Origin of the sequence: Streptomyces sp. NPDC098781, from assembly GCF_044759995.1 — a bacterium.
Lineage (GTDB): Bacteria > Actinomycetota > Actinomycetes > Streptomycetales > Streptomycetaceae > Streptomyces.
Genome location: NZ_JBIWAK010000005.1, coordinates 273,290 through 299,449, shown reverse-complemented (window position 1 = coordinate 299,449; position 26,160 = coordinate 273,290). Strand labels below are relative to the sequence as shown.

The 26,160-nt window shown below is 72.7% G+C and carries 22 protein-coding genes and 2 pseudogenes; 14 read left to right on the top strand and 10 right to left on the bottom strand.

Annotated features, from left to right (window positions below; translation table 11 throughout):
• The first annotated feature begins 112 nt into the window (after window positions 1-112).
• Window positions 113-1,036, top strand: coding sequence for an LAETG motif-containing sortase-dependent surface protein (locus ACIQWG_RS22145; RefSeq protein WP_404098403.1), 924 nt, complete (start codon window positions 113-115; stop codon window positions 1,034-1,036).
• A 61-nt stretch (window positions 1,037-1,097) separates the two neighbouring features.
• On the opposite strand, the gene ACIQWG_RS22140 is transcribed toward ACIQWG_RS22145, so the two are convergent.
• The 4 genes from ACIQWG_RS22140 to ACIQWG_RS22125 all read right to left on the bottom strand — a co-directional run bounded on the left by ACIQWG_RS22140 (window position 1,098) and on the right by ACIQWG_RS22125 (window position 4,182).
• The gene (locus ACIQWG_RS22140; RefSeq protein WP_404098400.1) at window positions 1,098-1,391 is read right to left on the bottom strand and encodes a hypothetical protein; all 294 of its coding nucleotides are present in this window, start codon (window positions 1,389-1,391) and stop codon (window positions 1,098-1,100) included.
• A 68-nt stretch (window positions 1,392-1,459) separates the two neighbouring features.
• Window positions 1,460-2,443: a nucleoside hydrolase gene (locus ACIQWG_RS22135; RefSeq protein WP_404098398.1), complete on the bottom strand. Its 984-nt coding sequence runs from the start codon at window positions 2,441-2,443 to the stop codon at window positions 1,460-1,462.
• A gap of 116 nt (window positions 2,444-2,559) precedes the next feature.
• A complete protein-coding gene (thrS, locus tag ACIQWG_RS22130) occupies window positions 2,560-3,813 on the bottom strand; it encodes a threonine--tRNA ligase (RefSeq protein ID WP_404098395.1) in 1,254 nt (417 codons plus the stop codon).
• Window positions 3,814-4,023: 210 nt separating this feature from the next.
• Window positions 4,024-4,182 (bottom strand): hypothetical protein, encoded by a 159-nt coding sequence (locus ACIQWG_RS22125; protein ID WP_404098393.1) that lies wholly within the window; start codon window positions 4,180-4,182, stop codon window positions 4,024-4,026.
• Between the two features lie 99 nt (window positions 4,183-4,281).
• On the opposite strand from ACIQWG_RS22125, the gene ACIQWG_RS22120 reads away from it, so the two are divergent.
• The 5 genes from ACIQWG_RS22120 (at window position 4,282) to ACIQWG_RS22100 (ending at window position 8,827) form a co-directional block, all read left to right on the top strand.
• On the top strand, window positions 4,282-5,631 hold the full coding sequence (locus tag ACIQWG_RS22120) for a tetratricopeptide repeat protein (protein WP_404098390.1): 1,350 nt from the start codon (window positions 4,282-4,284) through the stop codon (window positions 5,629-5,631).
• A gap of 73 nt (window positions 5,632-5,704) precedes the next feature.
• Entirely contained in the window at window positions 5,705-6,709 is a 1,005-nt protein-coding gene (locus tag ACIQWG_RS22115; protein ID WP_404098387.1) for a permease, read from the top strand.
• A complete protein-coding gene (locus ACIQWG_RS22110) occupies window positions 6,706-7,518 on the top strand; it encodes a TIGR03943 family putative permease subunit (RefSeq protein WP_404099387.1) in 813 nt (270 codons plus the stop codon). The genes ACIQWG_RS22115 and ACIQWG_RS22110 overlap by 4 nt, the downstream gene beginning before the upstream one ends.
• A gap of 144 nt (window positions 7,519-7,662) precedes the next feature.
• A complete protein-coding gene (locus ACIQWG_RS22105; RefSeq protein WP_404098385.1) occupies window positions 7,663-8,523 on the top strand; it encodes a GAF and ANTAR domain-containing protein in 861 nt (286 codons plus the stop codon).
• 25 nt (window positions 8,524-8,548) lie between these two features.
• Window positions 8,549-8,827, top strand: a complete 279-nt coding sequence (locus tag ACIQWG_RS22100) for a ribosomal protein L7/L12 (RefSeq protein WP_404098382.1) — start codon at window positions 8,549-8,551, stop codon at window positions 8,825-8,827.
• 19 nt (window positions 8,828-8,846) lie between these two features.
• Here ACIQWG_RS22100 and ACIQWG_RS22095 read toward each other — a convergent pair whose 3' ends face one another.
• Entirely contained in the window at window positions 8,847-9,617 is a 771-nt protein-coding gene (locus ACIQWG_RS22095; protein ID WP_404098379.1) for a hypothetical protein, read from the bottom strand.
• 282 nt (window positions 9,618-9,899) lie between these two features.
• Between ACIQWG_RS22095 and ACIQWG_RS22090 the strand changes: the two genes are divergently transcribed.
• Window positions 9,900-11,897, top strand: a complete 1,998-nt coding sequence (locus ACIQWG_RS22090) for an Ig-like domain repeat protein (protein WP_404098376.1) — start codon at window positions 9,900-9,902, stop codon at window positions 11,895-11,897.
• Between the two features lie 1,114 nt (window positions 11,898-13,011).
• On the opposite strand, the pseudogene ACIQWG_RS22085 reads toward ACIQWG_RS22090, so the two are convergent.
• Together ACIQWG_RS22085 and ACIQWG_RS22080 are read right to left on the bottom strand one after the other, a co-directional pair.
• A pseudogene (locus ACIQWG_RS22085) lies at window positions 13,012-13,650 on the bottom strand (hypothetical protein); the annotation flags it as partial.
• A gap of 70 nt (window positions 13,651-13,720) precedes the next feature.
• The gene (locus ACIQWG_RS22080) at window positions 13,721-14,947 is read right to left on the bottom strand and encodes a PP2C family protein-serine/threonine phosphatase (RefSeq protein ID WP_404098373.1); all 1,227 of its coding nucleotides are present in this window, start codon (window positions 14,945-14,947) and stop codon (window positions 13,721-13,723) included.
• Window positions 14,948-15,090: 143 nt separating this feature from the next.
• On the opposite strand from ACIQWG_RS22080, the gene ACIQWG_RS22075 reads away from it, so the two are divergent.
• A complete protein-coding gene (locus tag ACIQWG_RS22075) occupies window positions 15,091-15,549 on the top strand; it encodes a hypothetical protein (RefSeq protein ID WP_404098371.1) in 459 nt (152 codons plus the stop codon).
• Between the two features lie 197 nt (window positions 15,550-15,746).
• On the top strand, window positions 15,747-16,664 hold the full coding sequence (locus ACIQWG_RS22070; RefSeq protein ID WP_404098368.1) for a hypothetical protein: 918 nt from the start codon (window positions 15,747-15,749) through the stop codon (window positions 16,662-16,664).
• Here the strand turns inward: ACIQWG_RS22070 and ACIQWG_RS22065 are convergent.
• Window positions 16,579-17,898, bottom strand: a complete 1,320-nt coding sequence (locus tag ACIQWG_RS22065; protein ID WP_404099386.1) for a PLP-dependent aminotransferase family protein — start codon at window positions 17,896-17,898, stop codon at window positions 16,579-16,581. The genes ACIQWG_RS22070 and ACIQWG_RS22065 overlap by 86 nt on opposite strands.
• 74 nt (window positions 17,899-17,972) lie before the next feature.
• Between ACIQWG_RS22065 and ACIQWG_RS22060 the strand changes: the two genes are divergently transcribed.
• The 3 genes and pseudogenes from ACIQWG_RS22060 to ACIQWG_RS22050 all read left to right on the top strand — a co-directional run.
• Window positions 17,973-18,752, top strand: coding sequence for an alpha/beta fold hydrolase (locus ACIQWG_RS22060; protein WP_404098367.1), 780 nt, complete (start codon window positions 17,973-17,975; stop codon window positions 18,750-18,752).
• A gap of 85 nt (window positions 18,753-18,837) precedes the next feature.
• Window positions 18,838-19,839 carry an endonuclease/exonuclease/phosphatase family protein gene (locus tag ACIQWG_RS22055; protein WP_404098364.1) on the top strand — a complete coding sequence of 334 codons (1,002 nt, stop codon included), beginning with the start codon at window positions 18,838-18,840 and terminating at the stop codon, window positions 19,837-19,839.
• A gap of 60 nt (window positions 19,840-19,899) precedes the next feature.
• Window positions 19,900-20,240 (top strand): annotated as a pseudogene (locus tag ACIQWG_RS22050) (FUSC family protein); the annotation flags it as partial.
• Window positions 20,241-20,328: 88 nt separating this feature from the next.
• Here ACIQWG_RS22050 and snpA read toward each other — a convergent pair.
• Window positions 20,329-20,988 (bottom strand): snapalysin, encoded by a 660-nt coding sequence (snpA, locus tag ACIQWG_RS22045; RefSeq protein WP_404098363.1) that lies wholly within the window; start codon window positions 20,986-20,988, stop codon window positions 20,329-20,331.
• A gap of 172 nt (window positions 20,989-21,160) precedes the next feature.
• Between snpA and ACIQWG_RS22040 the strand changes: the two genes are divergently transcribed.
• Window positions 21,161-22,105, top strand: coding sequence for a LysR substrate-binding domain-containing protein (locus ACIQWG_RS22040; RefSeq protein ID WP_404098360.1), 945 nt, complete (start codon window positions 21,161-21,163; stop codon window positions 22,103-22,105).
• Between the two features lie 17 nt (window positions 22,106-22,122).
• On the opposite strand, the gene ACIQWG_RS22035 is transcribed toward ACIQWG_RS22040, so the two are convergent.
• On the bottom strand, window positions 22,123-24,195 hold the full coding sequence (locus ACIQWG_RS22035) for a PhoX family protein (protein WP_404098357.1): 2,073 nt from the start codon (window positions 24,193-24,195) through the stop codon (window positions 22,123-22,125).
• Window positions 24,196-24,471: 276 nt separating this feature from the next.
• On the opposite strand from ACIQWG_RS22035, the gene ACIQWG_RS22030 reads away from it, so the two are divergent.
• Window positions 24,472-26,043 carry a VWA domain-containing protein gene (locus ACIQWG_RS22030; RefSeq protein ID WP_404098354.1) on the top strand — a complete coding sequence of 524 codons (1,572 nt, stop codon included), beginning with the start codon at window positions 24,472-24,474 and terminating at the stop codon, window positions 26,041-26,043.
• Window positions 26,044-26,160: the final 117 nt, after the last annotated feature.

Here is a 26,160-nt window from a genome sequence, read left to right as displayed (position 1 = left end):
TCGCAGGTTGACACCGGTCCCCCGGCCCCCGACGATGTGCTCACTCTGAGGCGCATGTGACCACTGCGCCCAGTGTTCCTGCTTCGATCTCTCACCCCACGATGGGATACGCATGTCCATAGCGAGACGTGTCATCGCGCGACGCCTGTTGGGGACCGGCGCCGCGTCGCTCGCCCTCTGCGCGGCCACCGTCGCCGCCGCCTCCGGCGCCTGGGCCCACGGCACGCCCGGCGGAGACGGTTGGAAGTCGGGCGGCACCTACAAGCCCGGCACCGGCGCCGGCACCGAGACCGCCACCGACCGCTGCGAGTTCTCGCTCGACGGTACGAACTTCTACGACTCGGTCAAGGTCGACGACCAGAACCTGAAGGTCACCGACGACGGCAAGGTCCACATCACGGTCCGCGCCGCCGCCGACGCCACCACCTGCACCGCCTCGCTCGCCTCCTACCTCGCCCACGGGGCGACCTTCGCGACCTCCGGCGAGCAGGTCTTCGTCGACTTCGACTCGGTCACGGTCAAGCCGGGCGGCACCGACACCCTCGACATCGCGGTGCCGGACGCGGGCTGCTTCGCGCAGATCGACCTGTACCGGGGCGCGGTGAAGTTCGACGGCAAGCTCGACGCGAACGACGGCTTCGAGCACGGCGACCTGCCCAAGGGCCCGGACCGCCCGGTCATCAAGGACAAGCTGATCGCGGCCTGGAACGGCGGTTCGAAGGACTGCACGACCGAGCCTCCGGCGACCGAGGAGCCCCCGACCACCCCGCCGGCCGAGCCCTCGGAGCCGGCGACCGACGAGCCGTCGACCCCGGCCGAGGAGACGACCCCGCCGGCCTCGGAGACCCCGTCGACCCCGGAGCCCTCCGAGTCGACGTCGGCCCCGGCCCCCTCCCCGAACGGCGGCGACGACGACCTCGCCCAGACCGGCGGCAGCAGCGCGACGGGCCCGATCGCGATCGGCGCGGTCGTGCTGGTCGCGGGCGGCGTGGCATTCGTGGCCGCGTCGAAGCGGCGACGCACGGCGCGTTCCTGACCGACGGTCATACGAAGGGCCCGGGGTGATCACCCCGGGCCCCTTCTCGTCCGATGAGCCGTCAGGCCCAGGGGAAGCCGTGGCTGATGCCGAAGAGCACGGTGAACAGGGCCATTCCACCCGCCGGGACGATCACGAACGAGTCGGGCCGCTCATGCCGCACCGCGCCCCAGACGAGGGCGGCGATCGGGCCGAGCAGTCCGGCCGCCATCAGTGACCACCCCGCCGTGTTGTGCCCGAACACGTTGAACGCGACGAACGCCGCCGTGATGAAGCAGAAGGGCGAGGCCCACAGAGTCTTGAGTGGGTCGCGTGCGGCGGCTTCGGAGGCCGGGGCCTCGGGCGTGGCGGTCATGGCTGTTCCCTCGTTCGTGCTGGTCAGGCACGCTCACCCTACCCAGGGCCGGATAGCTCGGATGATCCTCAGCCTTCTTGAGAGACGCGTTCCACCGTCTCCAGGTACAACTTCGTGAAGCGGGCCACGTCCACGTCCAACGCGACGTCGACGAGGGCCTGTTCACGGACACCGACGTGGATCTCGGACTCGCCGGGGCGTGGGCGGCGGTCGACGATCGTCTGGCCTCGGGTGGGGCCGGGGGTCAGGGAGACCTCGACCGGCAGCAGGCGGCTGGTGATGCCCGCCGGGTCCACGACCGTGCAGACCGCGCCCGCGTCACCGATGCCGCCGGCCTCGGGGTCGGCGGTGACGTCCGGCGCGGCCGGCCGGTGGGCGAGCAGGTCGCCGGCCATCCGGGCGCCGGGTTCCGTGCTCGCCCGCAGCCGCCGTACGTCCGTGCCGGGCACCACGACCCGCTGGAAGACGTCCAGGCCGTACATGGTGATCGGCACCCCCGCGGTGAGCAGGATCGCCGCGGCCTCCGGGTCGTGCCAGACGTTGAACTCCGCGACCGGCGTGGCGTTCCCGCAGGCCACCGCGCCGCCCATGAAGACGATCCGCTCGATGTTGCGGGTCACCTCCGGATGGGTGCGCAGCAGCAGCGCGATGTTGGTCAGGGGAGCGGTGGGAATCAGGGTGACCGGACGCGGGGAGGCGAGGATCTCGCGGCGCAGCAGCGTCACCGCGTCCACGTCGGCCGGGGCGCGCGTCGGGGCGGGCAGGCCGATGTCGCCCATGCCGTCCTCGCCGTGCACGTGCCGCGCCGAGCGCGCGGACTCGATCAGCGGGCGGGCGGCGCCCCGGGCGACGGGGATCTCCGGGGCGCCGGCCTGCTCCAGCACGGTCAGGGTGTTGCGTACGACGCCGTCCACGTCGGTGTTCCCGGCCACGCAGGTGACCGCGCGCAGGTCCAGCCCCGGATGGCGGACGGCGAACAGCAGGGCCAGCGCGTCGTCGACGCCGGTGTCGCAGTCGATGATCACCGGAATGGGCGTGCCGTCGTTCGTCACGGCGGGGCTCCCCTCGCGCGGGTGCGGTGGCGGGCTCTACGCAAGCGACCTTACGGTGTGCCTCAGGTGGAGTGCGTCGCCGTATGGCGTCGCCGTACGGCTTCGTGCGGGCGGCGTCATACGGCGTCTCCGCGTTCCGGGGCGTCCCACAGCTCGGGACCGCGCGCGGCGACGCGGGCGGCGATCCGGTCCACCAGCTCCGCCGCCGGTACGGCCCCGGGCCTGCGCCCGTCCCGCAGCCGTACGGCCGCCGGTTCGCCCTCCGCCCCGGCCTCCCGTTCCCCGATGACCGCCTGGTACGGCACCAGGCGGGCCGCGCGGACGCGGGCGCCGAGGGTGCCGTGCTCGGGACCGGCGATCTCGGCCCGCAGACCCATTCGGCGGGCCCGGCGAAGAAGTTTCTCCGCCTGCCCGGTCTGGGCCTGCGCCACCGGGAGGATCAGCAGCTGCACGGGGGCCAGCCAGACCGGGAAGGCTCCGCCGTGCTGCTCGACGAGGTGGGCGACGGCCCGCTCCACGCTGCCGATGACGCTGCGGTGGACCATGACCGGCCGGTGTTTGGCTCCGTCAGGCCCGATGTAGTGCAGGTCGAAGCGTTCGGGCTGGTGGAAGTCGATCTGGACGGTGGACAGGGTGGCCTCCCGTCCCGCCGGATCGGCGATCTGGACGTCGATCTTGGGGCCGTAGAACGCGGCCTCCCCCTCGGCTGCCTCGTACGCGACGCCGGAGCCGTCGAGGACCTCCCTCAGCAGGGCGGTGGCGCGACGCCACAGCTCGGGATCGGCCACGTACTTGCCGGCACCTCCGCCCCCGCCGGGGAGCGAGAGCCGGTACCGGGCGGCCCGGATACCCAGATCGGCGTACGCGCGCTCGATGAGTCTCAGGGCGGCCGCGGCCTCCTCGACGGCCTGGTCGAGGGTGCAGAAGACATGGGCGTCGTTGAGGTGGATCGCGCGCACACGGGTGAGGCCGCCGAGGACGCCGGACAGCTCCGAGCGGTACATGCCGCCCAACTCGGCCATGCGCAGGGGGAGTTCGCGGTAGCTGTGGGATCGGGAGCGGTAGATCAGGGCGTGGTGCGGGCAGAGGCTCGGCCGCAGGACGACCTGCTCGGCACCGAGTTCCATCGGCGGGAACATGTCGTCGCTGTAGTGGTCCCAGTGCCCGGAGATCTCGTACAGCTCCCGCTTGCCGAGGACGGGCGAGTACACGTGCCGGTAGCCGGCCTCCCGTTCCACCTCCCGGATGTACTCCTCCAGCGCGTGCCGTACGACGGCCCCGTCGGGCAGCCAGTACGGCAGGCCGGCGCCGATCAGGGGGTCGGTGTCGAAGAGGTCGAGTTCGCGGCCGAGGCGGCGGTGGTCGTGCATGGCTGCTCCTCCAGGGGAACGGACGAGCACCCACGACGAAGCCCCGGGGCACTCGTCCCGGGGCTTCGGATTCGCTCAGCTGTCAGCGCGGCGCCGGGACGGGGTCCGGCGTCGTCGTCAGAGACGGGTTGGCGCGCTGCATGGGGGGACCGTAGCAGCGGGTGGGCGGGGGTGTCGCGGCGATTTTCGCGGGGGGGGGAGTTCCGAGTGTCATCCGGCGATGATCTGCTGAACCCGCTGCTGTGCCGGGTCCTGCTCGGCCGCCCGCGCCGGTCCGGCGTTGGCTGCCAGAATCAGGGTCACCACGGCGACCAGCGCCGCCGCGACCCCTCGGGTATAGCGCTCGGTGGAGCTGGTGCGTTCCTGCACGGCGACCTCGCAACAGCCATGGGTTAACCACGTTTAATACGCGGTTTAACCTAGGCGCTGTCGGACTCGAACGGCAAGGGGCACAGGGGGAGTTGAACGATGTCGGACCGCGATGATCCCGGGACCATCGGGCGAAGGGTGCAGCAGCTGCGGGCCGATCGGGGGCTGACGCAGAAGCAGTTGGCGGAACCGGCGTACACCCCCGCGTACATCTCCACCCTGGAGGCCGGCCGCGTCCGTGCCTCCGACGACGCGCTCAGGCACATCGCCGACCGGCTCGGCGTCGCCTTCGAGGAGCTCGCCACCGGACGGCCCGCGTATCTCGTCACGGACCTGCGGCTGCGACTGACCGAGGCCCAGCGCGTGCTCGCCACCGGCGACGCCGAGGCCGCCGTGCAGCAGTACGCAGCGCTGCTCGCGGAGGCCGAGGCGCACGGGTTCGCCGAGGAGCGGGCGGCGGCACTGCTCGGACTCGGCGAGTGCGGGCTCGACGCCGGTGAACTCGCCGCCGCCCGGAACCACTTCGAGCAGGCCGAACAGGTCCTCGCCGAGGCCGACGCACCGCTGCCCGCCCGCGTCCCGGCGCTGCGCGGACGGGCCGTGTCCCACTACCTCGCCGGGGAGCTGCGGTACGCCGTGTACCTCCTCGAATCCACCCTCGACGAGCTGAACCGAGGCGGACTGCACGACCCCGACGCCCTGCTGCTGCTCTACGCCAGTGTCATCGGCCCGTACATGGACATGGGCGCCCACGCGCGGGCCGCACAGGCCGCCGAGTACGCCCTCGCCCTCGCGCCGCAGGCCGGTGACCCGGCGCTGGTGGCCCGGATGCACCGGTCCGTCGCCCGCACCCTGCTCGCCGAGGGGCGGGTCGCCGAGGCCGACGCCTCGCTCGCCAAGGCCGCCGAGCTGTACCGGCAGCTCCAGATCCGTACCGAACTCGCCAACTGCCACTGGATGCGCGGCTACGTCTACGCCCAGAACGGCGACCTGGAACGCGCCGAGGCCGAGCTGCGCGAGGCGCAGACCATGCTCACCGCCAAGCGGGCCGCGCTGTACACCAGCCAGGTCGCCGTCGAGCTGGCGGACGTACTGCACCGGCGCGGCAAGTCCGAGGAGGCCGCCGCCCTGCTGCACGAGGTGCTCAGCGACCTCAGCCCCGAACGCGGAGCCCTGCACTCCGCCGCCGCGCACCGCCTGCTCGGCATCATCGCCGAGGACGCCCGGGACACCGAGACCGCCGAGGAGCACTACGTCCGCGCCCTGAGCCTGCTGGAGCGCGCGGGCGCGGCCGGCGACCTGGCCGACCTGTGCCGTCTCCTCGGTGACCTGCTGCGCCGCACCGGCCGGGTGGAGGCGGCGCTGGACGCGTACCGGACGGGCCTGGGGCACCGTACGGCCCCCGGCACCACGACCCTCGGGCCCGCGCCCGCACAGCCTCCTCTGTGAGGAAACCGAGCCTGCCCACAGCTCCCACCGGTTAGCCTTCGCGGAGCTATTCGAACAGGTGGGGACAGGCACGGTGGAGAACCAGCGGACCGTGGTGGACGGGCTGCGGCTCGTCGTACGCACACTCGTGTACGCCGTGCTCGGCGGCGCCGCGATCCTCGCCATCGCCACGGTCGCCTCGGTCCTCGGGCCGATGCTCGCCCTCAACCTCTACACCCCGCCGGTCGCCGCCTGGTGGACGGTGTTCACGGCCATCGCGGTGCAGGGCGTGCCGTTCCTGCTGCTCGGCACCGTCGTCTCGGCGGCGATCGGGGCCTTCGTACCGGAGAAGGTCTTCAGCCGGCTGCTGCCGCGCAACCAGGCCCTCGCCGTGCCCGTCGCCGGTGCGGCCGGTGTCGTCCTGCCGGGCTGCGAGTGCGCGTCCGTGCCGGTGGCGGGGAGCCTGATGCGGCGCGGGGTCGCCCCGGCCGCGGCGCTGGCCTTCCTCCTGTCCGCGCCCGCGATCAACCCGGTCGTCCTGGTGGCCACGTCCGTCGCCTTCCCGGGACAGCCGAAGATGGTGCTCGGCCGACTGGTCGCCTCGCTGGCCACGGCCGTGGTGATGGGCTGGCTGTGGGCCCGCTTCGGCCGGGACGAGTGGCTGCGGCAGCCGAAACGGCACGGCCATCCGGCCGCCACCGGCCCGCGCGCCTTCGCCGCCGGGCTGCAACACGACTTCCTGCACGCGGGCGGCTTCCTCGTCCTCGGCGCGGCGGCCGCGGCGACCTTCAACATCGTGGTGCCCCGCTCGGTACTGGACCTGTTCACCGGCTCGCCCTGGCTGTCGGTGCTGCTCCTGGCGCTGCTGGCGGTCGTGTTGTGCGTGTGCAGCGAGGCCGACGCGTTCGTCGCCGCGTCCCTGAGCGGCTTCTCGCCGACCGCGCGGCTGGCGTTCATGGTCGTCGGCCCGATGGTGGACCTGAAGCTGATCGCCCTCCAGGCGGGGACCTTCGGACGGTCCTTCGCTCTGAGGTTCTCCTCCGTGACCTGGGTGGTGGCCGTGGTGAGCAGCGTGCTCGTGGGGTGGTGGCTGCTGTGAGGCGGTACGGACCGGCGGTGCTGCTGCTCCTGACCGGGGCCGCGATCCTGCGGATATCGCTGTTCAGCGAGCTGTACCTGCGGTACGTGCAGGCGGGGCTACGGCCATACCTGGTCGTGTCCGGAGTTCTGCTGGTGCTGCTGGGGGTGGCCGCGGCGGTCGTCCGGCGCCCGGAACAGGAAACGGACGCCGAGCAGGGCGAGCAGGCAGAGCGCGACGAACACGCCGCCGGCCACGAGCGCGGCGAGCAGGAGCAGCACGGCGACCGCGACGACTCCCCCGGCCATGGCCAGCATGATGATCACGGCGCTCACCATAGCCCCCGTGTCGCCTGGCTCCTCGCCCTCCCCGCCTTCGCCCTGCTCCTCTTCCCGCCCCCCGCCCTCGGCTCCTACAGCGCCGAGCGCGAGGCGGCGCAGCGGGCGGCGCAGGGGGTCGGTCACTTCCCCGCGCTGCCGGCCGGGAACCCGGTGCGGCTGACGCTGGAGGAGTTCGGCTCCCGGGCGATCTACGACAGCGGGCGGTCGCTGTCGGGCCGTACCGTGCGGCTGACCGGGTTCGTCACCCGCGACGACGACGGCACCTGGTACGTCACCCGCCTCCTCATCTCCTGCTGCGCCGCCGACGCCGCCACCGGCAAGGTCGAGATCCGGGGCGCGGACGCCCCGACGGACGACACCTGGATCACCGTCACCGGTACCTGGCACCCCAAGGGCGGGCTCGGCACGGACGCGGCCTGGCCGCCGGTGCTGGACGCCTCGTCGGTGCGGCGGATCGCCGAGCCGGCGAACCCGTACGAGCGGCGGTAGCGGGGTCGCGGCCGCCCTGCACGACCGGGTTTCGCGGACCCGGCCAGGGGTAGTCGGGCGTCGGTCGGGACGAGGCGGTGGAGTGACCGCCCGGTCCCGGGCCGGGCCGGTCGCGCTCAGAACGAGGAGGCTGAGGAGGCTGCCGTGCAGCCCAGAGACGATCAGCGAGGTGAGCCGGGGCGGAAGCCGACGGGTGGTGCCGCGGACGCCCTCGTCGAAGAGGTCCGCGACGCGGGTCCCCGCGAGATCCCGGCGCGGTTGTGCGCGGTCGCGGTGGAACTGCTCCCGGTGTCCGGTGCGAGCGTGTCGCTGCATAGCGAAGGACTCCCCGTCCAGCTGGGCGCGAGCAGTGCGCAGGCCGCGTATGTGACCGAGCTCCAGGCCACCTTGGGCGACGGTCCCTGCCAGTCGGCCGCGCAGAGCGGTGCGCCCGTGTTCGCCTGCGATCTGACCTGCGGCCAGGACGTTCTGCGCTGGCCGGTCTTCGCCCAGGAGGCGACGGCGGCCGGGGTGCGGGCGTCGTACTCGGTGCCGCTCGGCAGCGAGACGGTGTGCGTCGGCACGCTCGATCTGTATCGCGACTCACCGGGCGACCTCACGGACCGGGATCTGCGGATGGCACGGCTGGTGGCCGGGTTGATGACCGTGGCGCTGATCGAGCTGCCGCACGCCGACGAGGCGGACGAACCGGGCGGCGACAGGTGGCTGAACGGGCTGGCCGCCGACCATGACCAGGTCTACCAGGCGACCGGCATGATCATGGCCCAGCTGGGCGTCGGCACGGAGGAGGCACTGGCCCGGCTGCGGGCCCACGCGTTCGCGCACGGGCGTACGGCGCTGGACGTGGCGGGGGACGTGGTGGGCCACCGACTGCGCTTCGAGGGCGATGGCGGCGGCTTCGACCAGGATCCGGACGTCTTCGACCGGGACCGGGGCGGCTTCGACGGGGGTCAGTACGGCTTCGGCCGGGACCGGGGCGGCTTCGGCCGGGATCAGGGCGGATAGCCGGCCGCGCATAAGATCGCTGCCCATGGACGCAATAGGCATCTTCCTCGCAGCGGTCGCGCTCGTCATGGTCTTCACCATCGAGAACCGGATCTCCCGCGCGGACCGGCGCGTTGCCCGGGTGGAGCGCAAACTCGACCTGGTCCTCGACCACTTGGGGCTGCGGGAGAACGACGACCCCCGCATGTCCGAGGTCGCCGCGCTCCTGCGGGACGACAAGAAGATCCAGGCGATCAAGGTCTACCGGGAGATCACCGGGGCGGGCCTGAAGGAGGCCAAGGAAGCGGTCGAGCGGATGGCGTAGCGCCCGGGCGGCGTCTCGCTCACACGCTCTGCCGACCCTTCTTCCTGACCTCGTCCAGCCGGTGCGCGCCCAGTTCCACGGCCGCCCAGGTCGCTTCGTCCGGCACCTCGCCGAGACCCCCGTTGGTGACGGTGATCGTGTCGTCGCCGACGCGGACGGCCGCGACGTCGAGGGTGAGGGTGGGCGCGTCGGCGTACTCGGAGATACCGGTGAGGACGAGACGCAGCCCCTGCCGTGCGTCCCCGACCTGCGGCAGCTCGCTCTCCCTGACCTCCACGGCCATCCGCCCGCCGCCCGCGGTCGCCGTGAACCGGCCGCACTCGTCCGGCATGGAGCCCAGCCACGCCAGCGTCCGGTCCACCTCCGCCGGCCGGTGGGCCACGACCTGGTAGCGCAACTGGGCCCCGTCCCACTCGTCGTCCAGCCCGACCGAGGCGCGGGTGCGGGCATCCGCCCCGAACAGGTCCTCCGCGTAGAGGGCGTCGAGCAGCCTTCCGCACTCCGCCGGCTCGGCGCTCGCCTTCAGCATGCCGTCCCGCCAGGTGGCGAACCCCTCGGTGGGCACCCACGGTTCACCGAGGTCCGCCTCGCTGATCAGGGCGGCCCGCGCCTGCGCCTCGGTGAGTGTCGGATCGGCCGCCGGGGCCTTCGAGGCGGTGCCCGCGGCCCCCGGGGAGGCCACGGTCCGGCCCGCCCGGTCCGGGGCGACGACCGAGCACGCGGGCGCGCTCAGCAGGGCACCCGCGGAACACACCGCGACGAGGACTGCACGGACCGGGAAACGGGGCATCGCGGGCCTCCTGGGCCGGGGTCGAGGACGCGCTCAAGATCGGCACGCCCTCCCAAGGCACCACCCCGCCGACACCTCCACCAGCGCGCCGGGCCGTCCGGGTGACGGCCGATCAGGCGTCGCGGGCCTCACGGGCCTCCTCGTTCTCACCCCCCTCTTACGCCATCCTTCATACGGATGTCAGTGCCATGACCTAGCCTTCGATCACTCAGGCGCACGCGTGCCCGTTCGCTGCCGCGTCCGCCGTCCCTTTCTTTTTCGTTCCGGGGGGTTCGAAAAATCGTGCGTAGACGCACTCTTCCGGCCGCGACGGCACTCGCGGTCCTCTTCAGCTCGGCCGCCCTCGTCGCGGCCGGCACCGGGTCGGCGCTCGCCGACTCCAGCATCGCCCTGCCCGTGCGGTCGACCGGCGACGTCGTGGTCGACGGGGCCCACCAGCGGGTCTTCATCAGCGACCCGACCTCCGGGAAGGTCGTCGTCACGGACTACGCCGGTGCAGTCGTCGGCACCGTCGGCTCGCTGCCGGGTGTCCGCGGCCTGGAGCTGTCGCCCGACTCGGGCACCCTCTACGCGGCCTTGGGGGACGCGACCGCGATCGTGGCCATCGACACAGCCACCGCGACCGAGGCCCACCGCTGGTCCACGGGCTCGGTCAGTCCCAAGTACGTGGCCCTCACCGGCGGCAAGGTCTGGTTCAGCTACGGCTCCGGCGGCGACGGCAACATCGGCTCGCTCGACCTGAGCGGCACCGACCCGGTGCTCACCCTGGGCCAGGACACCGACCGCACCTTCTACGAGGCCCCGATCCTGGACGCCGCCGCGGCCGCCCCCGGCACGCTGGTCGCCGGCGCGCCGGGCCAGAGCCCGGTCGAACTCGCCGTGTACGACGTCTCGGCGGGCACCGCGAGCCGCACCGCGTACGCCTTCGACCCCGGGAACACCGGTGGCGGCAACCTCGCCGACCTCGCGGTCACGCCCGACGGCAAGGACGTGATCACGGCCAGCGGCGCCCCGTACTACCAGCCGGTCTACAAGCTCTCGGACCTCTCGGCGGACGGCAAGTACGTCACCAACACCTACCCGAACGCGGTGGACATCGCCCCGAACGGCGACGTGGCGGCCGGCACCAGCTCCTGGTACGACCCGGACGTGCACGTCTTCAAGCAGGGCGATTCCATCCCGGTGAAGCAGTACGACTTCCCCAACACCGGCAACAGCAGCGGCTCCGACACCCTCGCCGCGCGCGGACTGGCGTGGGCGCCGGACGAGAGCAAGCTGTTCGCGGTGTCGATGAACGACAGCGACGTGTACTCGCTGCGTGTCTTCGACGCCCCGACCAAGACGCCGGTCACCCTCACGGCGAACGCCCCGGCGACCGCGCCCCGCGCCAAGCCGCTGACGGTGACCGGGTCGCTCACCTCCGCGTCGGCGTTCCCGGCCGGCACCCAGGTCTCCGTCACCCGCACCGACGACGAGTCCCCCGCCGGCAAGGCGCTGGGCAAGGCGACGGTCGCCTCGAACGGCTCCTACACCTTCACGGACACCCCGCCGGCCGGCGGCAAGGTGACGTACACCGTCTCCTACGCCGGTGACGCGGACCACGCGGGCGCCACCGCGGCGCGCTCGGTGACGGTCGCCAAGTCCGCGACCACGCTGACGCTGAACAACAACCTCAAGGTGTACGGCTACAACAGCAGCGTCACCTTCACCGCGCACCTGGGTGCCACGTACAAGAACCGCACGGTGGAGATCTGGGCCGACCCCTACGGCTCCGACAAGCCCAACGCCCTGGTGAAGAAGGGCACGGTCGACTCGGCCGGCAATCTGACGGCGACGGTCCGGCTGACCCGGGACGCCAAGGTCAGCGCGAAGTTCACGGGGGACACCCGGTACGCGCCCAGGACGATCACCAACACCGTCTACACCAAGGTGAGCGTGACGTCGTCGCTGAGCGGCGCATACAAGACGGCGACGGCCTGGAACGAGAAGTACTCCTACTTCCGCCAGTCCAAGGACCCCGTCTACAACACGGCGATGACCATGTACCCGGGGCGCAAGTACCAGTTCCAGATCCAGCAGTTCTACAGCGGGGCCTGGCACACGACGGCCACGCAGTACTTCGGCCTCGACCGCTACGGCAAGGACTCGGTCCTGCTGGAGGACAACCCGCCCACGGGCGTCCGCTTCCGGCTCCGCTCGTCCTACATCGACACGGCGTCGGGCGACAACGTCAACGCGACGACGTACGGCACGTGGAAGTACTTCACCTTCACCCGCTGACCTGGAGCTGCTCCATCCGCTGACGCACATTCGCCAGGGCGCCCCGCCGGCGCCCTGGCACCTGACTCCTCAACTCCGTGAGCGCGGCCCCCAGTTCACGCGCGCGTTCCGCGTCCCGGACCTGCCCCCACTGGTGATGAGCCCGGTCCACGGCGGCCTCCACCGCGGGCGCGTCGGCCGCCTGCCCCGCCCCGAGCCGCACCGACGCCACCCGCAGCCAGGTCCGGCAACTCCGCACGGGATCCCCCGCCAACATCGCCAGATCGGCCCGCACCTCACTCCAGTGCAGAGCCTCCGGAGACCCGACCCCGAAAACCTCCGCGGCCCCCTGCTCCTCCCTGGCAGCCAGCGCATCGGCATCACCGTGCCGACCTGACTGGACGGCGGTGCTGATGGCGTCGTGGGGATCGCCGGGGTTCTCTTCGGGGGCGGGCGCGGGGTGTTGCGCAGGGCTCGTCGCCGGGCTCGTCGCCGGGCTGAGCTGGGTGCTCGGCAGCGGGGTCAGCACGAGCGTCGGCGGGTTGCCGGGAACGGCGGCCGAGGCGGGACTGGGAAGAGCGCTCGGGACAGGGGCTCGCGTGGTGGTCGGCGCGGGACTCGACACGGAGACCGGCGTCGTGGCCGGCATGGTGTCCGGAGCCAGCCCCGGCAAGGGCTGAGGCCCCGGCAAGGAGGTTGGCGCCGGGCTCGTCGTAGAGACGCCCGGCATGGAGGCAGGCGCGGGGCCCGACGCTGCGCCCGTCTCAGAACCCAGTGCGCTGCCCCGCATGGAGCCCGGCGCGGCGTCCGGCTGAGGACCCGGCACAGAGGTCGCCACGAGACCCGACGCAGCGCCCGCCTCATAATCCGCCGCGGAACCCGGCGTGAAGTGGGGCGCCCCGCCCGGCTGAAGACCCGGAACCGAACCCACCCCAGCGCTCACCGCCGAGACCGACCCAGAGACCGGCACCGAGCCGGCCGTAGCCACCGGCACCGAAGCCGACCCGGAACTCGCCACAGGCACAGGCACCGAACCCCCAACAGGACCCCCCACCGCCCCCCACCCGTCATTCGTCGCCGTCACGGGCGCCAGGGTCGGCATCGGGCCCGGCAAGTACCCGGGGACCGGGGGCCGTACAGGTGCGTGGGCCGTCAGGACGATGTCCGTGGTCGGGCGCGCGTCCGGGGTGATTCGGGACAGGGCCTGTTGGTGGAGTTGGTCCAGGGGCGGGCGGTGGCCGCTGCGCAGGAGGGTGGCCACCGCCTTCATGTACGCCGGGCCCGCCACCGTGCGGCGGCTGGGGGGCGGGGCGATGCGGCCGTACACCGTGCTGCCGCGGCCCGAGTCGAGGGGGTTGGCGCGCAGCCACTCCCAGGTCTCCTGGTCGGCGTGCAGATCGACCACGAGGGAGGTCGAACCCGGTGCGCGCAGGCGCAGTTCCTCACGGAACCAGTGCCAGGGGAAGCCGGTGTAGCGCACCGAGGCCGGTGTGGAGCGGGCCAGCGCCAGATGCGGGAGGTGCTGGCGGCGGTCCAGTTGGAGCTGGCCGGCGACGAAGACGGTGAGCGGCCCGGGGGCGACCGCCGCCGCGCGCAGGCGGGTGAGAACGGCCTGGGGTTCCAGCGGGTCGGCGAGCTCGACGACGTTCGCGGTGTCGGTGCCCGCCAGTACCGCCGGCGGCACCGCGGCGAGGATGGGAAGCACGGAGGCGGCGTCCACCAGACACCCCTTGCCCACCGGCGAGGCGGCGAGCAGCAGCACGGTTCCCGGCATCGGTCCCTCCCCATCCCCCGTCGATCACGTACGGCAGCACCGTAACCGCTGCGGGTACAAAGGAGGGATCTCAGGGCTGCAAACGTCCGTTTCCGTCCCCATTCCCCACGATCCCCGCACGGTTGCGCGCACCGTCGCCCGCACCCCCGTCCCGCCGTACCGCGAACACCGTGGTGTCGTCGGCCAGATGACCCCCGCTGTGCCGCAGGGTGCGCTCCCGCACGAACGCCACCAGCCGCTGGGGCCGCGCGATCCCGGGGTCCGCGGCCACGGCGGCGGCGACATCGGCGGCCAGCGGGTAGAACTCGCCGGCGCCGTCCCGGGCCTCGGTCACCCCGTCCGTGGTGAGCAGCAGGGTCTCACCGGGACGCAACGGCACCCGCTGGGCGGGCGGCGGGCCGATACCGGGGGTGAGTTCACCCAGGCCGAGCGGGAGGCTGTGGCTGCGCGGCGGCAGCGGCCGTACCCCGTCGGGGCCGACGACGAGCGGACAGTCATGGCCGAGAACGACGGTGTCCACCGCCTCCGGATCCGACGCGGGGAAGCCGAGCAGTACGGCGGTGGCGAACCGGTCGCCCTCCTCCCGGCCGAGCGCCACCCGCATCAGGACGTGCCGTTGCAGCCGCTCCTCCAGCCGGACCGCGACCGTCGCCAGGTCGGGCTCGTGGTACCCGGCCTCACGGAACGTGCCGAGCAGCGCCGCCGCCACCTCCACCGCGCCCAGCCCCTTGCCCTGGACGTCGCCGACGATGACGCGGGTGCCGTGCAGGCCGATCTGGATGTCGTAGAAGTCGCCGCCGACCCGGGCCTCGCTGTCGGCGGCGAGATAGACCGCCGCGTGCTCCAGACCGCCCCAGCCCGGCGGCAGCGGGCGCAGCACGGTGCGGCGTACGGTCGCGGTGACGTCCTGCATGTGCAGCATGCGCCGCTCGCCGCGCACCCGGACCACGCAGGCCAGCGTGGCGAGGACACCACCGATGCCGGCCAGCACCAGATCGGGCAGTCCGGCCTGGTACTCGTGCGGCAGGGCGGCGTCCGCGGCGACGTACGTGGCGGGCGCGAGGACCGCGAACACGGCCGTCCCCCACACCCCGCAGATCGCGGCGGCGATACCGGGCACCAGCACGATCCAGGACAGGATCCGGAAGTCGCTGCTGGTCCGGAAGTCGACCGCGACGATGGCGACCAGCAGCACCAGCGGCGCCAGCCAGGCGACGCTGCGGCCCCGCACGCGCAGCATCCCCTGCCGGCGCGCGTCGCCCTTCAGGCCGGTTGCACCGTCGCTGACGGCCCTCATGCGCCTCAGACAAGCACGACGTTCGGCCCGCCGCATCCGGGTACCCGAGCACCGGGCCACCGAGGCCGACCCCCGCGTCGACTTGCCGGCCGGACGCCCCAGGTGTGCTCTGGAGGGCGGGGGCGAGAGAGAGGAGTGCTCTCATGGCTCATGCGGCACCCGCGCCCGGCGGACGGGCCTCGGGGACGGTGACGGCCCGCCCGAGCATGCTGCCCGACGTGTTCAGTGCGCGCACGCACATGATCGCGAGCGTGGCCGTACCACTCGTCCTCGGACTGATCTACGGCTACTGGGCCGCCGCGAACCGGCGCTCCGGCGGCGAGATCACCGGCTGGAACCTGCTCTTCGGCTTCCTCACGGCGCTCGCGTTCATCGTCGCCTACGTCGGTGTCCGCGCCCTCGGCCCGCACATGAGGCGCGAGCTGCACGCCGTCGTGTGGGCGGCCTTCGTGGGCGGCTCGTTCGGCTTCCTGTACAGCCAGACCGACGCGTCCGTCCTCAGGTCCTCGCTGATGGGGCTGGCGGTCGGCGCGGCCTGGTTCGTCGTGATGTTCTACCGCTACTACACGCACGAGGACGCCCAGGGCCACCGTCTGGGCTGAGGGCGCGCACGGGCCGGCCCCGGCACCACGGCCGGGACCGGCCCGTTTCCCCTTCATCCACCCACGCACCCGGTCCGCTCGCTCCCCTGATCCATGAGACACCCGTTCGGGTGAACCCTCCACCGGAGAGCGATGCCGTGCGGCCGTATGCAGGCATCCCGCTGGCGGCCTCGCCTCCCCGACCTTTGCCTGACAGGGTGCCCACCCGTCTGCGGAACGCCCTGTCGGCAGTGCTGATCGCCCTGTCGTGCCTTCTCGTGCCGTTCGGCGCGCTCGCGGCCTGGGTGTTGTACGGGCTGGCCGACACCGGCAGATACGTCGCCACGATGGCGCCGCTCGCCACGGATCCGGCGGTGCAGGGCGCGGTCGCGGACAGCGTGGGCACCGGGATCATGCACCACGTCGATCGCGAGCTGGAGGCGTCGCCCGCCGCGCCGTCGCCCGCTACCGTGCGCCCCTTCGTCCACGACGCGGTGCGCTCCTTCACCCGGACCGAGGCCTTCCGCACGGCGTGGGACGCGGGCAACAAAGCGGTCCACGACGCCCTGCTCAGGGCCCTCAGGGACGACCGCGCCCGCACCGTCACCGTCGACCTGGCCCCGGTCACCGCCCAGGTCAAGCGCCGGCTCACCGACGACCACATCCCGTTCGCGCACCGCATCCCGGTCCGGCACACCGCGGTCCGGGTGCTCCCGGCGCGGGAACTGGACCGGCTCAGGAAGGGGTACGGCGTGCTCGAAGTCGCCGGTTTCTGGCTGCCCGTCTCGGCCGCCGTCCTCGCCGCGGCCGGCATCGCCGTCGCCGCGTGCCGCCGCCGCGCGGTCACCGCGACCGCGCTGGGCACGGCGCTGGGCGGCGCGTTCCTCGCCCTGGCGGTCGCGCTCGGCCGCCGGCTCACCCTGGCCGACGTGCCGGAGGCCGTGCACCGCCCGGCCGCGGGCGCGGTCTACGACGCCCTGACGGCGACCCTGCGCACGGTGTCCTGGCTGCTGGTCGTCCTCGGGGTGGCCGTGGCCCTGGTCTGTCGGTTCACGGAGTACCTCGCACGACGTCGGCGAGCGTCCGCAGGGCCCGCCGCAGATCCGGCTCGGGAGCCGACGCGAGCCCGAGTCTGACGGCGTCCGGGACGCGGCCGGGGCCGACGGCGAAGGCGGGGCCGGGGGTCACCGCGATGCCGTGCGCGGCCGCGGCGGCCGTGAAGGTGTCCGCGCGCCACGGCGCGGGCAGCTCCCACCAGGCGAAATAGGCGCGTGGATCGGACCGTACGGCGAACGGGCGCAACTCCTCGCCGAGGATGCGCTGTCTGCGTGCCGCGTCCGCCCGCTTGGCCGCGACCAGCCGCTGAACGGTCCCGTCCCCGATCCACCGCACGGCCGCCTCCAGCGCGAACGACCCGGCGCTCCACCCGCCGGACCGCACCGAGGCGGCCACCGCCTCGACCCGCCCCTCCGGTACGACGACGACTCCGATGGTGAGCCCGGGGGCGACGCGCTTGGACAGGCCGTCGACGACATGGGTGAGGCCGGGCGCGTGCGGGGCGAGGGGGTCGCCGTCGGCGAGGAAGGACCAGATGCGGTCCTCGACGACGGGGATGCCCAGGTCGAGCGCGGTGCGAGCGAGCCGGCGGACGCGCTCGGGGCCGGTCGTCAACGCGGTCGGGTTGTGCAGGGTCGGCTGGAGATACAGCGCGGCCAGGGGAGCCGCACGGTGGGCGGCGGCGACGGACTCGGGGCGCGGGCCCTCCTCGTCGCAGGCCAGCGGCACCAGGGTGATGCCGAGCCGGGCCGCGATGTCCTTGACCACGGGGTACGTCAGCGCCTCGACACCGAGCCGGCCGCCGGGCCGGACCAGGGAGGCGAGGGTGGCGGCGACGGCCTGGCGGGCGTTGCCGGTGAAGAGAATCCGTTCGGGGGCGGGCCGCCAGCCCGGCGTGGCGAGCAGGCCGGCCGCCGCCCGGCGGGCCGCGGGGGTGCCGGTGGCGGCGGCCGGGCGCAGGGCCTCGGTCAGCACGTCGGGGCGGCCCAGCGCCGTGAGGGCGGGGGCGAGGAGGGCCGACTGGTCCGGTGCGGTGGGGTAGTTGAGTTCCAGGTTCACGGGTGCCTGGGTCGCGGCCTCGACGAGCGCGGGCCCGGTGCCCGCCGGGGCGGCCCGTACGAAGGTCCCCCGGCCGACCTCGCCGACGACCAGCCCGCGCCGGACGAGTTCGCCGTACACCCGCCCCGCGGTCGACCCGGCGATCCCGCGGCGCCGGGCGAACACCCGCTGTGGCGGCAGTCGTTCGCCGGGTTTCAGCCGTCCGGAGGTGATCGCGTCGGCGATGCGGTCGGCGATGCGCCGGTAGTCCTCCATGTGCCCCCCTGACATTGCACCGAGGGCAAAGATCTTATTGCACCGAGGAGTTGACGCGACCTAGGGTCGTCCACATGACCCCCTTCCTCGCATACGAGGACAAAGGCGCGGATTCCTCACGGGTCCCCCTCGTCCTCGTGCACGGCCACCCCTTCGACCGCACGATGTGGACCCCGCAGATCGAGGAGTTCTCGGCCGGCCGCCGGGTCGTCGCCCCCGACCTGCGCGGCTACGGCGCCTCCCCCGTCGTACCGGGCATCACCCCGCTGTCCGTCTTCGCCGGGGACATCGAGGCCCTGCTGGACGACCTCGGGGTGGAGACGTTCGTCCTGGCGGGCCTGTCGATGGGCGGCCAGATCGTCATGGAGTGCTACGACCGCTTCCCCGAGCGGGTCCGGGGCCTGGTCCTCGCGGACACCTTCCCGGCGGCGGAGACGGCCGAGGGCCGGCGGACCCGGGACGCCATGGCGGACCGGCTGCTGCGGGAGGGCATGCGCGGGTACGCCGACGAGGTGCTGGAGCGGATGGTCGCGCCGTACGCGCCCGCCGAGGTCAAGGCCCACGTCCACGGCATGATGACCGCGACCGCGCCGGAGGGCGCCGCCGCGGCCCTGCGCGGGCGCGCGCAGCGCCCCGACTACCGCGCCCTGCTGACCCGCGTCAGGGTCCCCGCCCTGGTCGTGGTGGGCGCCGACGACGCCTACACCCCGGTGTCGGACGCCGAGGCCATGCACACCGCACTCCCGGACTCGGCCCTGAGGGTGATCGAGGGCGCGGCCCACATGCCGAACCTGGAGCGGCCGGCGCAGTTCAACCGGGCGCTGGAGGAGTTCCTGGCCCGGGTCGACACCTGACCCGACCGCCACGCAACCTTCGCCCCACGGCCCCCGTCTTTGAGGGAGGATTCGGGCATCCCACCCACGAGCGGAAGGCCGGGACTTGGAGACTGCGGCTGCCGAGTGGACGGCTTTCCCGGACGGCATGCCAGGGCGCCGGGCCCGGCGGCGGATCGGCGCCTGGTCGGCGGGCGGGCTGTTCGCGGGCGTCAGCGTGGTCGTCGGCTGCCGTGTCGCCGACACCGACGCGATCACCCCGGTGCCGCAACTCCTCGCCTTCCTGCCGTGGCTGCTGGTCCCGGCCGGCCTCGGACTGCTGCTCTCCCTGCTCTCGCGCTGGTGGTCCGGCGTGGTGTGGGCGCTCGTGCTGCTGGGGCTGCTGGCCTGGTTCATCGAGCCGTACGGCAGGACCGACCGCCCGGGCGGGCCCCCGCTCGCGTCCTTCCGGGTGCTGACCTCGAACGTCGAGTTCGGGCAGGCGACCGACGCCCTCGCCGCCGCCGTACGCCGGGAGAAGCCGGACATCGTGTTCGTCCAGGAGTGCGAGTACGGCTGCGACGCCACGCTCCGGAAGGCCCTCGGCACCGACTGCCCGCACCGGGCGGCGGTGGTGGCCGGCGGGTCGGAGGGTTCGGTCGTCCTCAGCCGCTTCCCGCTCGACCGCACCGACGGACTGCCCGGCACCATGGCCATGCCCGGTGCCGTCGCCGACGTCCGCGGGCACGCCGTACGGCTCCAGCTCGCCCACCCCATGCCCCCGCTGCCCGGACACGTCGGCCGGTGGCGCCGGGAACTCGGGGAGCTGCGGGACTTCGCCGCCGAGGGCGACAGGACGCCCCTCGTCGTCGCCGGGGACTTCAACGCCTCCCAGGACCACGCCGCCTTCCGCCGCGTCCTGGACACCGGACTTCAGGACGCCGCCCGGCTCGCGGGCCACGACCGCACAGCAAGCTGGCCGGCCCGGACGGCACCGGCGTTCGGAGTGCAGATCGACCATGTGCTGCTCTCCGCCGACTTCTCGGTGCGCACCGCCCGCTTCCTCGACCTGCCCGACACCGACCACCGCGCGCTGGTCGCCGACGTCACCCTCCACCAGCGCCGGTGAGCTGAACCGGGGGGCCCATTTGTCGGACATCCTGAACCGCCAGGGCACCGGGCTGCTGCTGCCGCCTTCGGCCCGGCCGACGCCGACCCGTCGGCCCGCGCCCGGATGCGCCGCCGCCTCTACCGCGACCTCGGCGGGGCGTGGTGGCCGCTGGTCGTGGCGGTGGAGCGGATCGTGGACGCGACCACGGCGGCCAGGGTGCGGGCGGGCCAGGGGCGACGCCGCCGTCCACGGCCGAGGTGACCCAGGTCGCCCGTCAGCTAAGGGAGTTGGCGGCGGGGGTGCGGGAGGCCGAGACCCTCTACGAGGTCCGCACGGACCTCACGGGCCCGGCGGGCAGCGTCCTGGAGCCGGTCCACCAGGAGGTGGCGGCGGACCGCGCCATCGCGTCCCCGCGCTGAGGAGGGACGGAACACAAATGGGCGCGGCCGCCCCGTGCAGGAGGGCGACCGCGCCATGTGGGGGGTGGTCCTGGTGGTGCGGGTGTGCCTAGCGGCCGGCCTTGTGCAGGGCCTTGTCCATCGCGGCGGCGAACCCGTTGGCCCACAGCTGCTCCACGCGGGCCCGCTCGTTCGCGTCCGGCTGCGAGTTCGTGCAGGACGGGCCGGGGCCGCCGCCCGACATCAGCTCACTGCACGGCCCCTCGTAGTGGTCCGGCAGCCCGAGCACGTGGCCCGTCTCGTGCGCGGTGACGCGCGTGGAGTCGTACTCCTGGTTCTGCTGGTAGTCGAGGAAGATGTAGCCGTTGCCGTGACCGTCGGTCGAGGCGTACGAGCCACGCGGGTCGTTGCCCTCGCGGTAGGTGAAGTCGGCGTTCGAGCCCTGCTGGAGCTGGACGTTGGATACCGAGCTGTTCCAGATCTGGGTGCTGCGGGATATCTGCGCGCTGAACGTCGGCGCGGCGGACGCGTCGTAGGTGACGGTGACGGCCGCGAGGCCCGGGTTCTCGGCGCGCTTCTCGGCGACGGACTTCAGTACCGCCTCGAAGAAGGCCCGACTCGAGTCGGACTCGGCCGAGTCGGCGACGTAGCCGGCCCGGACGTGGGCCGGGGCGGCCGTCGCCGGAGCGACCGTACCGAGGCCGAGGGCCGCGACACCGAGACCGACCGCCGTCAGCGAACGGGCGGACAGGGAGAAGGACATGCGCATCGATGACTCCTAGGTGGGGGGTGAGTCGTCAAGGCGAGTGTCTGCGCCTGTGTGGCCGCTGTGATGATGGCAATCGGCGATAGCCCTGCCCTATCGGGGCCCCAATTGGCGGGCATCGGTGGGGGTTTGTGCGGCTGGTGAAACCAGTGCGTCCGCTTTAGTCTCCCAGGGCATGGAGCTCGAGGTGAGACACCTCCGCGCGCTGTGCGCCATAGCCGACACCGGCAGTCTGCACCGGGCCGCGCGCCAACTGGGCGTCGCCCAGCCGTCGCTCAGCACCCAGCTGCGGCGGATCGAGCAGGAACTGGGCGGCACGCTGTTCCTGCGCGCCCGGACAGGCTGCCGCCCCACCCCGCTGGGCCGACTGGTCCTCAGCCGCGCCCGGCCGCTGGTCGCCGACATGCGCGCCCTGGTCGCGGAGGCCCGGGCGGCCGCGGTGGGCGGCCCGGAGCTGCGGGTCGGCTCGACGGCGAGCAAGGCGCTGGCGGGCTGGCTGCGCCGGCTGCGCGGGCACGGCCAGGACCCGACGCTCCATATGAACGTCTCCCCGAACGCCCTGCTGCGCATGGTCGCCGACGGCCAGCTGGACGTCGCCTTCGTGCACGAGGTGGAGGGCTGCCCGCTGCGCATCCCGCCCGAGCTGAGACTCCGCGTGCTGATGGACCGGGAGCCCCAGTTCGTGTCCCTGCCGACCGATCACCCGGCCACCGCGAAGTCGGAGGTCCACCTGCGTGATCTGGCCGACGACCGCTGGATGGTCGACCCGACGGTGGACGGCGAGTGGGACGCGGTGCAGCGGATGTTCCGCGCGGCCGGCGTCAACCCGCATGTCCTGCACGGCGACTACTACACGGCCGACGCCCTGGTCGCCACCGGCGAGGTGGTCGCCGTCTGCCAGCCCACCCACGCCGACAGCCCCACGATGGCGGTACGGCGTCTGCACGGCGACCCGCTCGGTGTACGCCTCCTCCTCGCGGCCCGTACGGAGACGGACCTCGACGGGGTGTATCCCGCGCTGGAGGAGGCGTACTGGGAGGCGGCGCGGCAGGCGCCGGCGTACCGGGAGTGGCTGGAACACGACGGTGAGCGGCAGTCGCCGGTCCCAGCCCTCCCGTAGTTCGGCGTCCGTGGGGGTCAGACGCCGATGTCGCAGCCGTCCTTGCGCCAGACCGCCACGACGGCCGGGCGGTTGATCTTGCCGGCACCGTCGGGCCAGGCGCTCAGCGGCTTCTCGGCCGTGGCGCCGTCGATCTCGCCCGGGTGCTGCACGGCCACGAGGACACGGCGGTCCTGGATGACCGGGCCGCAGGTCTCCGCGCCCTTCGGCACCGTGAGGAACTGCTTGAGCTCACCCCGGCGGTCACCGCGCGTGGCGACACCGAAGAGACCGTCGTGCGAGCCGAGCTGGGCGCCGTCGGTGGAGATCCACAGGTTGCCGTGCGAGTCGAAGGCGACGTTGTCCGGGCAGGAGATCGGGGAGACGTCGTCCTTCGGGAAGCCGGCGAAGTAGGTGGCCGGGTCCTCCGGGTCACCCGCGACCAGGAACAGCGTCCAGGCGAACTTCTTGCTGTCGGCGCGGTTCCAGCGCTCGGTCAGCTCCAGGATCTGGCCGTGCTTGTTGGCGTTGCGCGGGTTGGCCTCGTCCGCCTTGGCGTTGGAGCCGACACCGCGGTTGGTGTTGTTGGTGAGGGCGACGTACACCTTGCCGGAGTACGGGTTCGGCTCGATGTCCTCGGGACGGTCCATCTTGGTGGCGCCGACCTTGTCACCGGCGAGCCGCGTGAAGACGAACACCTCCTCCGCCGTCATGCCCTCGACGTGCGACTCGGCGCCGTCGCAGGTGGCGGTGGCCAGCGGAATCCACTCGCCGCTGCCGTCGAACTCACCGTCGGCGGGGAGCTTGCCGGTGCCGTCGATCTCGATGGCGGGGGAGTCACCGGTGAGCTTGGCGACGTAGAGCGTGCCCTCGTCGAGCAGCGAGAGGTTGTGCTCGCGCACGGAGCGCGAGTGGCCCTTCTTCATCCGCTTGCTGCCGACGAACTTGTAGAAGTAGTCGAAGCGCTCGTCGTCACCGGAGTACACGACCGGACGCCCGTCCTCGGTCAGCCGCACGGTCGCACCCTCGTGCTTGAAACGACCGAGCGCGGTGCGCTTGCGCGGCTTGGCGGTGGGGTCGTACGGGTCGAGCTCGACGACGTACCCGAACCGGTGCGACTCGTTCGGCTCCTGGGCGACGTCGAACCGCTTGTCGAAACGCTCCCACTTGCGCTCGGTGGCGCCGGTGCCGAGACCGTACCGCTTGTCGGTCGCCCGGCTGGCGTTGGCGAAGTACTGGTTGAAGTTCTCCTCGCCGTGCAGCGTGGTGCCCCACGGGGTGACGCCGCCGGAGCAGTTGTTGAGCGTGCCCAGGACCTTGGTGCCGGTCGGGTCGGCGGAGGTCTTCAGCAGGTCGGAGCCGGCGGCCGGCCCGGTGATCTTGAACTCGGAGGTGGCGGTCACGCGCCGGTTGAGCGGGTGCCGCGAGACGGGCGTGAGCTTGCCGCTGCGCCGGTCCCCCTCGACGACGACGGCGGACAGCCCGTGGGCCGCCCAGGCGACCTCGACCTGCTGCTTGGTCGGGTTGGCGGCGTCGTAGCCACGGAACATGAGCACTTCGTCCGTGTACTCGTGATTGGCGACGAGGACCTGCCGGTTGTGCTCACCCGGCAGGGGCAGCAGCGCGAGGAAGTCGTTGTTGTAACCGAACTGCTTGGACTGCGACTCGGCGGTCTGGTTCTCCGGGTCGAAGGCGGGCGCGCCGCGCAGGATGGGCTCGCCCCAGCGGATGACGATGTTCTGGCCGTAGCCGTCCGGGATGGTCACGGCGTCGGCGGTGTTCGGCGCGACGGGGGTGAAGCGCAGGCCGCGGGCGCCGCGGGAGGCGTGCCGGGTGCTGGTGGCGGCGGTGGCCTCGGCGGCGCTCGCCTCCGGGGCGGCGACGGTGGCGGAGGCGCCGACGGCGGTGGCCGCGGTGACGACGGCGGCGGCGCGCATCACGGTACGGCGGCTGAGGGCGTCGGCGATGACATCACCGACGTACGGGTTGGTGGTGGTGTTGGGCACCTCGTGGAAACAGGCGTCACCACACCGGAAGCGGCAGGTCAGGGCCGCCCTGCCACCATGATGCGAGTCGTTGTTGACGCTGACGATCGGCAACTGAATACGCATGGCTCTTGGTACTCCCCTTGCTTCCCCTTGAATGCAGCGTGGGGGACGGTAGGGGCACGTTTGTGCGGGAGCGGAGCATTTGAATGAACGCAGGATGAACCAGAGGTATCTGTACGGGAGTTGGTGTGCCGCGTCCGATCGACGCGATGTGACCCTTGACTTGTGCGGACCCCAGGTGTCCGCCCCTCCCCAAGATCACCATCCGGGGCCGCTAACCTTACGTGTCCGTCCTGGCCAGGGATCTACGGGCATCAACTCACGCGAAGGGTTGCGCACATGGGCATTCTCACTCTCCTGCGGAACGCGTTCGGCCGGTCACGCAAGGGGCGTAGCGCCGAAGCGGAGGGTGCGACGACGCCTTCGCCGGAGCCGACTCCGACGGTCCCCTCCCCGTCCCCGGAGGCGACCCCGACGGTCCCCTCCCCGTCCCCCGAACCCCAGCCACCGGCCACCGCCCAGGTACCGGAACCCCGAACGGCCCCGACGCCGGACACGGACGACAACGACGAGCACGAGCTGGTCTCGGCCGCATTCGACAACGTGACAGTGCCTCGACCGGCGGAGTCGGTGGAGGGGGTGGCGGAGACGCCGGGTGCTGAGACGCCGGTGGTCGAGGAGCGGGCGGCTGAGGAGCCGGTTGCGGAGGCGCCTGCGGTTGAGGAGCCGGCTGAGGTTGAGCCGGTTGCTGAGACGCCGGTGGTCGAGGAGCGGGCGGCTGAGGAGCCGGTTTCGGAGACGCCTGCGGTTGAGGAGCCGGCTGAGGTTGAGCCGGTTACTGAGACGCCGGTCGTCGAGGAGCCGGTTGAGGTTGAGCCGGTTGCCGAGACGCCTGCGGTTGAGGAGCCGGTCGCTGAGACGGCGGCTGAGGCAGAGGCCGTGGCTGAGGAGCCGGTCGCCGAGGAGCCCGCTGCGGCGGAGCCGGTCGCTGAGACGACTGTGGCCGACGAACCGGCCGAGGTGGAGCCGGTGGTCGAGGAGCCCGCCGCGGAAGCGCCCGCCACCGAAGAGCCGGCCGTCGAGGAGCCCGCTCCGGCAGCCACTGCCGACGAGGCGACGCCGGAGCCCGAGCCGGCCGCCGAGGTCGCGGCGTCCCCCGAGAACACCGCCGCGGCCGCCGACGGCGAGGACGCCCCACAGGAGTCACCCGCAGCCGACGACGAAACCCGCACGGGTGGTGCGGGTGGGAACACCCCGGCCGAAGGCGAAGCCGAGGCCGAGGCCACAGCCACCAACACCCCCGCAGCCACCGCCCTCGCCAAGGCCGGCCTGGAAACCGCCCGCGCCAAGGTCTACCTCGTCCTCGACCGCTCCGCGAGCATGCGCCCGTACTACAAGGACGGCTCCGCCCAGGCCCTCGCCGACCAGACCCTCGCCCTCGCCGAGCACCTGGACCCCGACGCCCCGAACACCTCCGTACACGTCGTCTTCTTCTCCACCGAGGTCGACGGCACCACCGACCTCACCCCGGCCTCCTCCGAGACCGCGGTCGACGACGCACACGCCGGCCTCGGCCGCATGGGCCGTACCAGCTACCACGCCGCCGTGGAAGCCGTCCTCGCCCACTACGACAAGAACGCCACCCCCGGCGCCCCCGCCCTGGTCGTCTTCCAGACCGACGGCGCCCCCGACGCCAAGACCCCGGCCACCCAGTCGCTCACCGAAGCCGCGAAGAGCCACCCCTCGGTGTTCTTCTCCTTCATCGCCTTCGGCGACCACGACAACAAGGCCTTCGACTACCTCCGCAAGCTGAAGACCGACAACACGGCCTTCTTCCACGCGGGCCCGACCCCCCGCGAGCTCACGGACGCCGAGCTCTACGACGGCGTACTGATCGACTGGCGCCCGTAACCCCCCGGAGATCACCTCGTAGATCACCTCGGAGATCAACCCGAAGATCACCTGACGGCCGCCCCTTCCCACCCTGTAAAACGGGAAGCGGGCGGCCCACCCATGTCGGCTACGATT

Bases quoted from the DNA above. Each gene is read 5' to 3' on its own strand.
- ACIQWG_RS22060 (WP_404098367.1), top strand. From the start codon at position 17,973: ATGACCCCCTTCCTCGCATACGAGGACAAAGGCGCGGATTCCTCACGG.
- ACIQWG_RS22095 (WP_404098379.1), bottom strand. From the start codon at position 9,617: ATGCCCCGTTTCCCGGTCCGTGCAGTCCTCGTCGCGGTGTGTTCCGCG.
- ACIQWG_RS22100 (WP_404098382.1), top strand. From the start codon at position 8,549: ATGGACGCAATAGGCATCTTCCTCGCAGCGGTCGCGCTCGTCATGGTC.
- ACIQWG_RS22075 (WP_404098371.1), top strand. From the start codon at position 15,091: ATGGCTCATGCGGCACCCGCGCCCGGCGGACGGGCCTCGGGGACGGTG.
- ACIQWG_RS22120 (WP_404098390.1), top strand. From the start codon at position 4,282: ATGTCGGACCGCGATGATCCCGGGACCATCGGGCGAAGGGTGCAGCAG.
- ACIQWG_RS22065 (WP_404099386.1), bottom strand. From the start codon at position 17,898: ATGGAGGACTACCGGCGCATCGCCGACCGCATCGCCGACGCGATCACC.
- ACIQWG_RS22140 (WP_404098400.1), bottom strand. From the start codon at position 1,391: ATGACCGCCACGCCCGAGGCCCCGGCCTCCGAAGCCGCCGCACGCGAC.
- thrS (WP_404098395.1), bottom strand. From the start codon at position 3,813: ATGCACGACCACCGCCGCCTCGGCCGCGAACTCGACCTCTTCGACACC.
- ACIQWG_RS22145 (WP_404098403.1), top strand. From the start codon at position 113: ATGTCCATAGCGAGACGTGTCATCGCGCGACGCCTGTTGGGGACCGGC.
- ACIQWG_RS22040 (WP_404098360.1), top strand. From the start codon at position 21,161: ATGGAGCTCGAGGTGAGACACCTCCGCGCGCTGTGCGCCATAGCCGAC.
- ACIQWG_RS22030 (WP_404098354.1), top strand. From the start codon at position 24,472: ATGGGCATTCTCACTCTCCTGCGGAACGCGTTCGGCCGGTCACGCAAG.
- snpA (WP_404098363.1), bottom strand. From the start codon at position 20,988: ATGCGCATGTCCTTCTCCCTGTCCGCCCGTTCGCTGACGGCGGTCGGT.
- ACIQWG_RS22080 (WP_404098373.1), bottom strand. From the start codon at position 14,947: ATGAGGGCCGTCAGCGACGGTGCAACCGGCCTGAAGGGCGACGCGCGC.
- ACIQWG_RS22035 (WP_404098357.1), bottom strand. From the start codon at position 24,195: ATGCGTATTCAGTTGCCGATCGTCAGCGTCAACAACGACTCGCATCAT.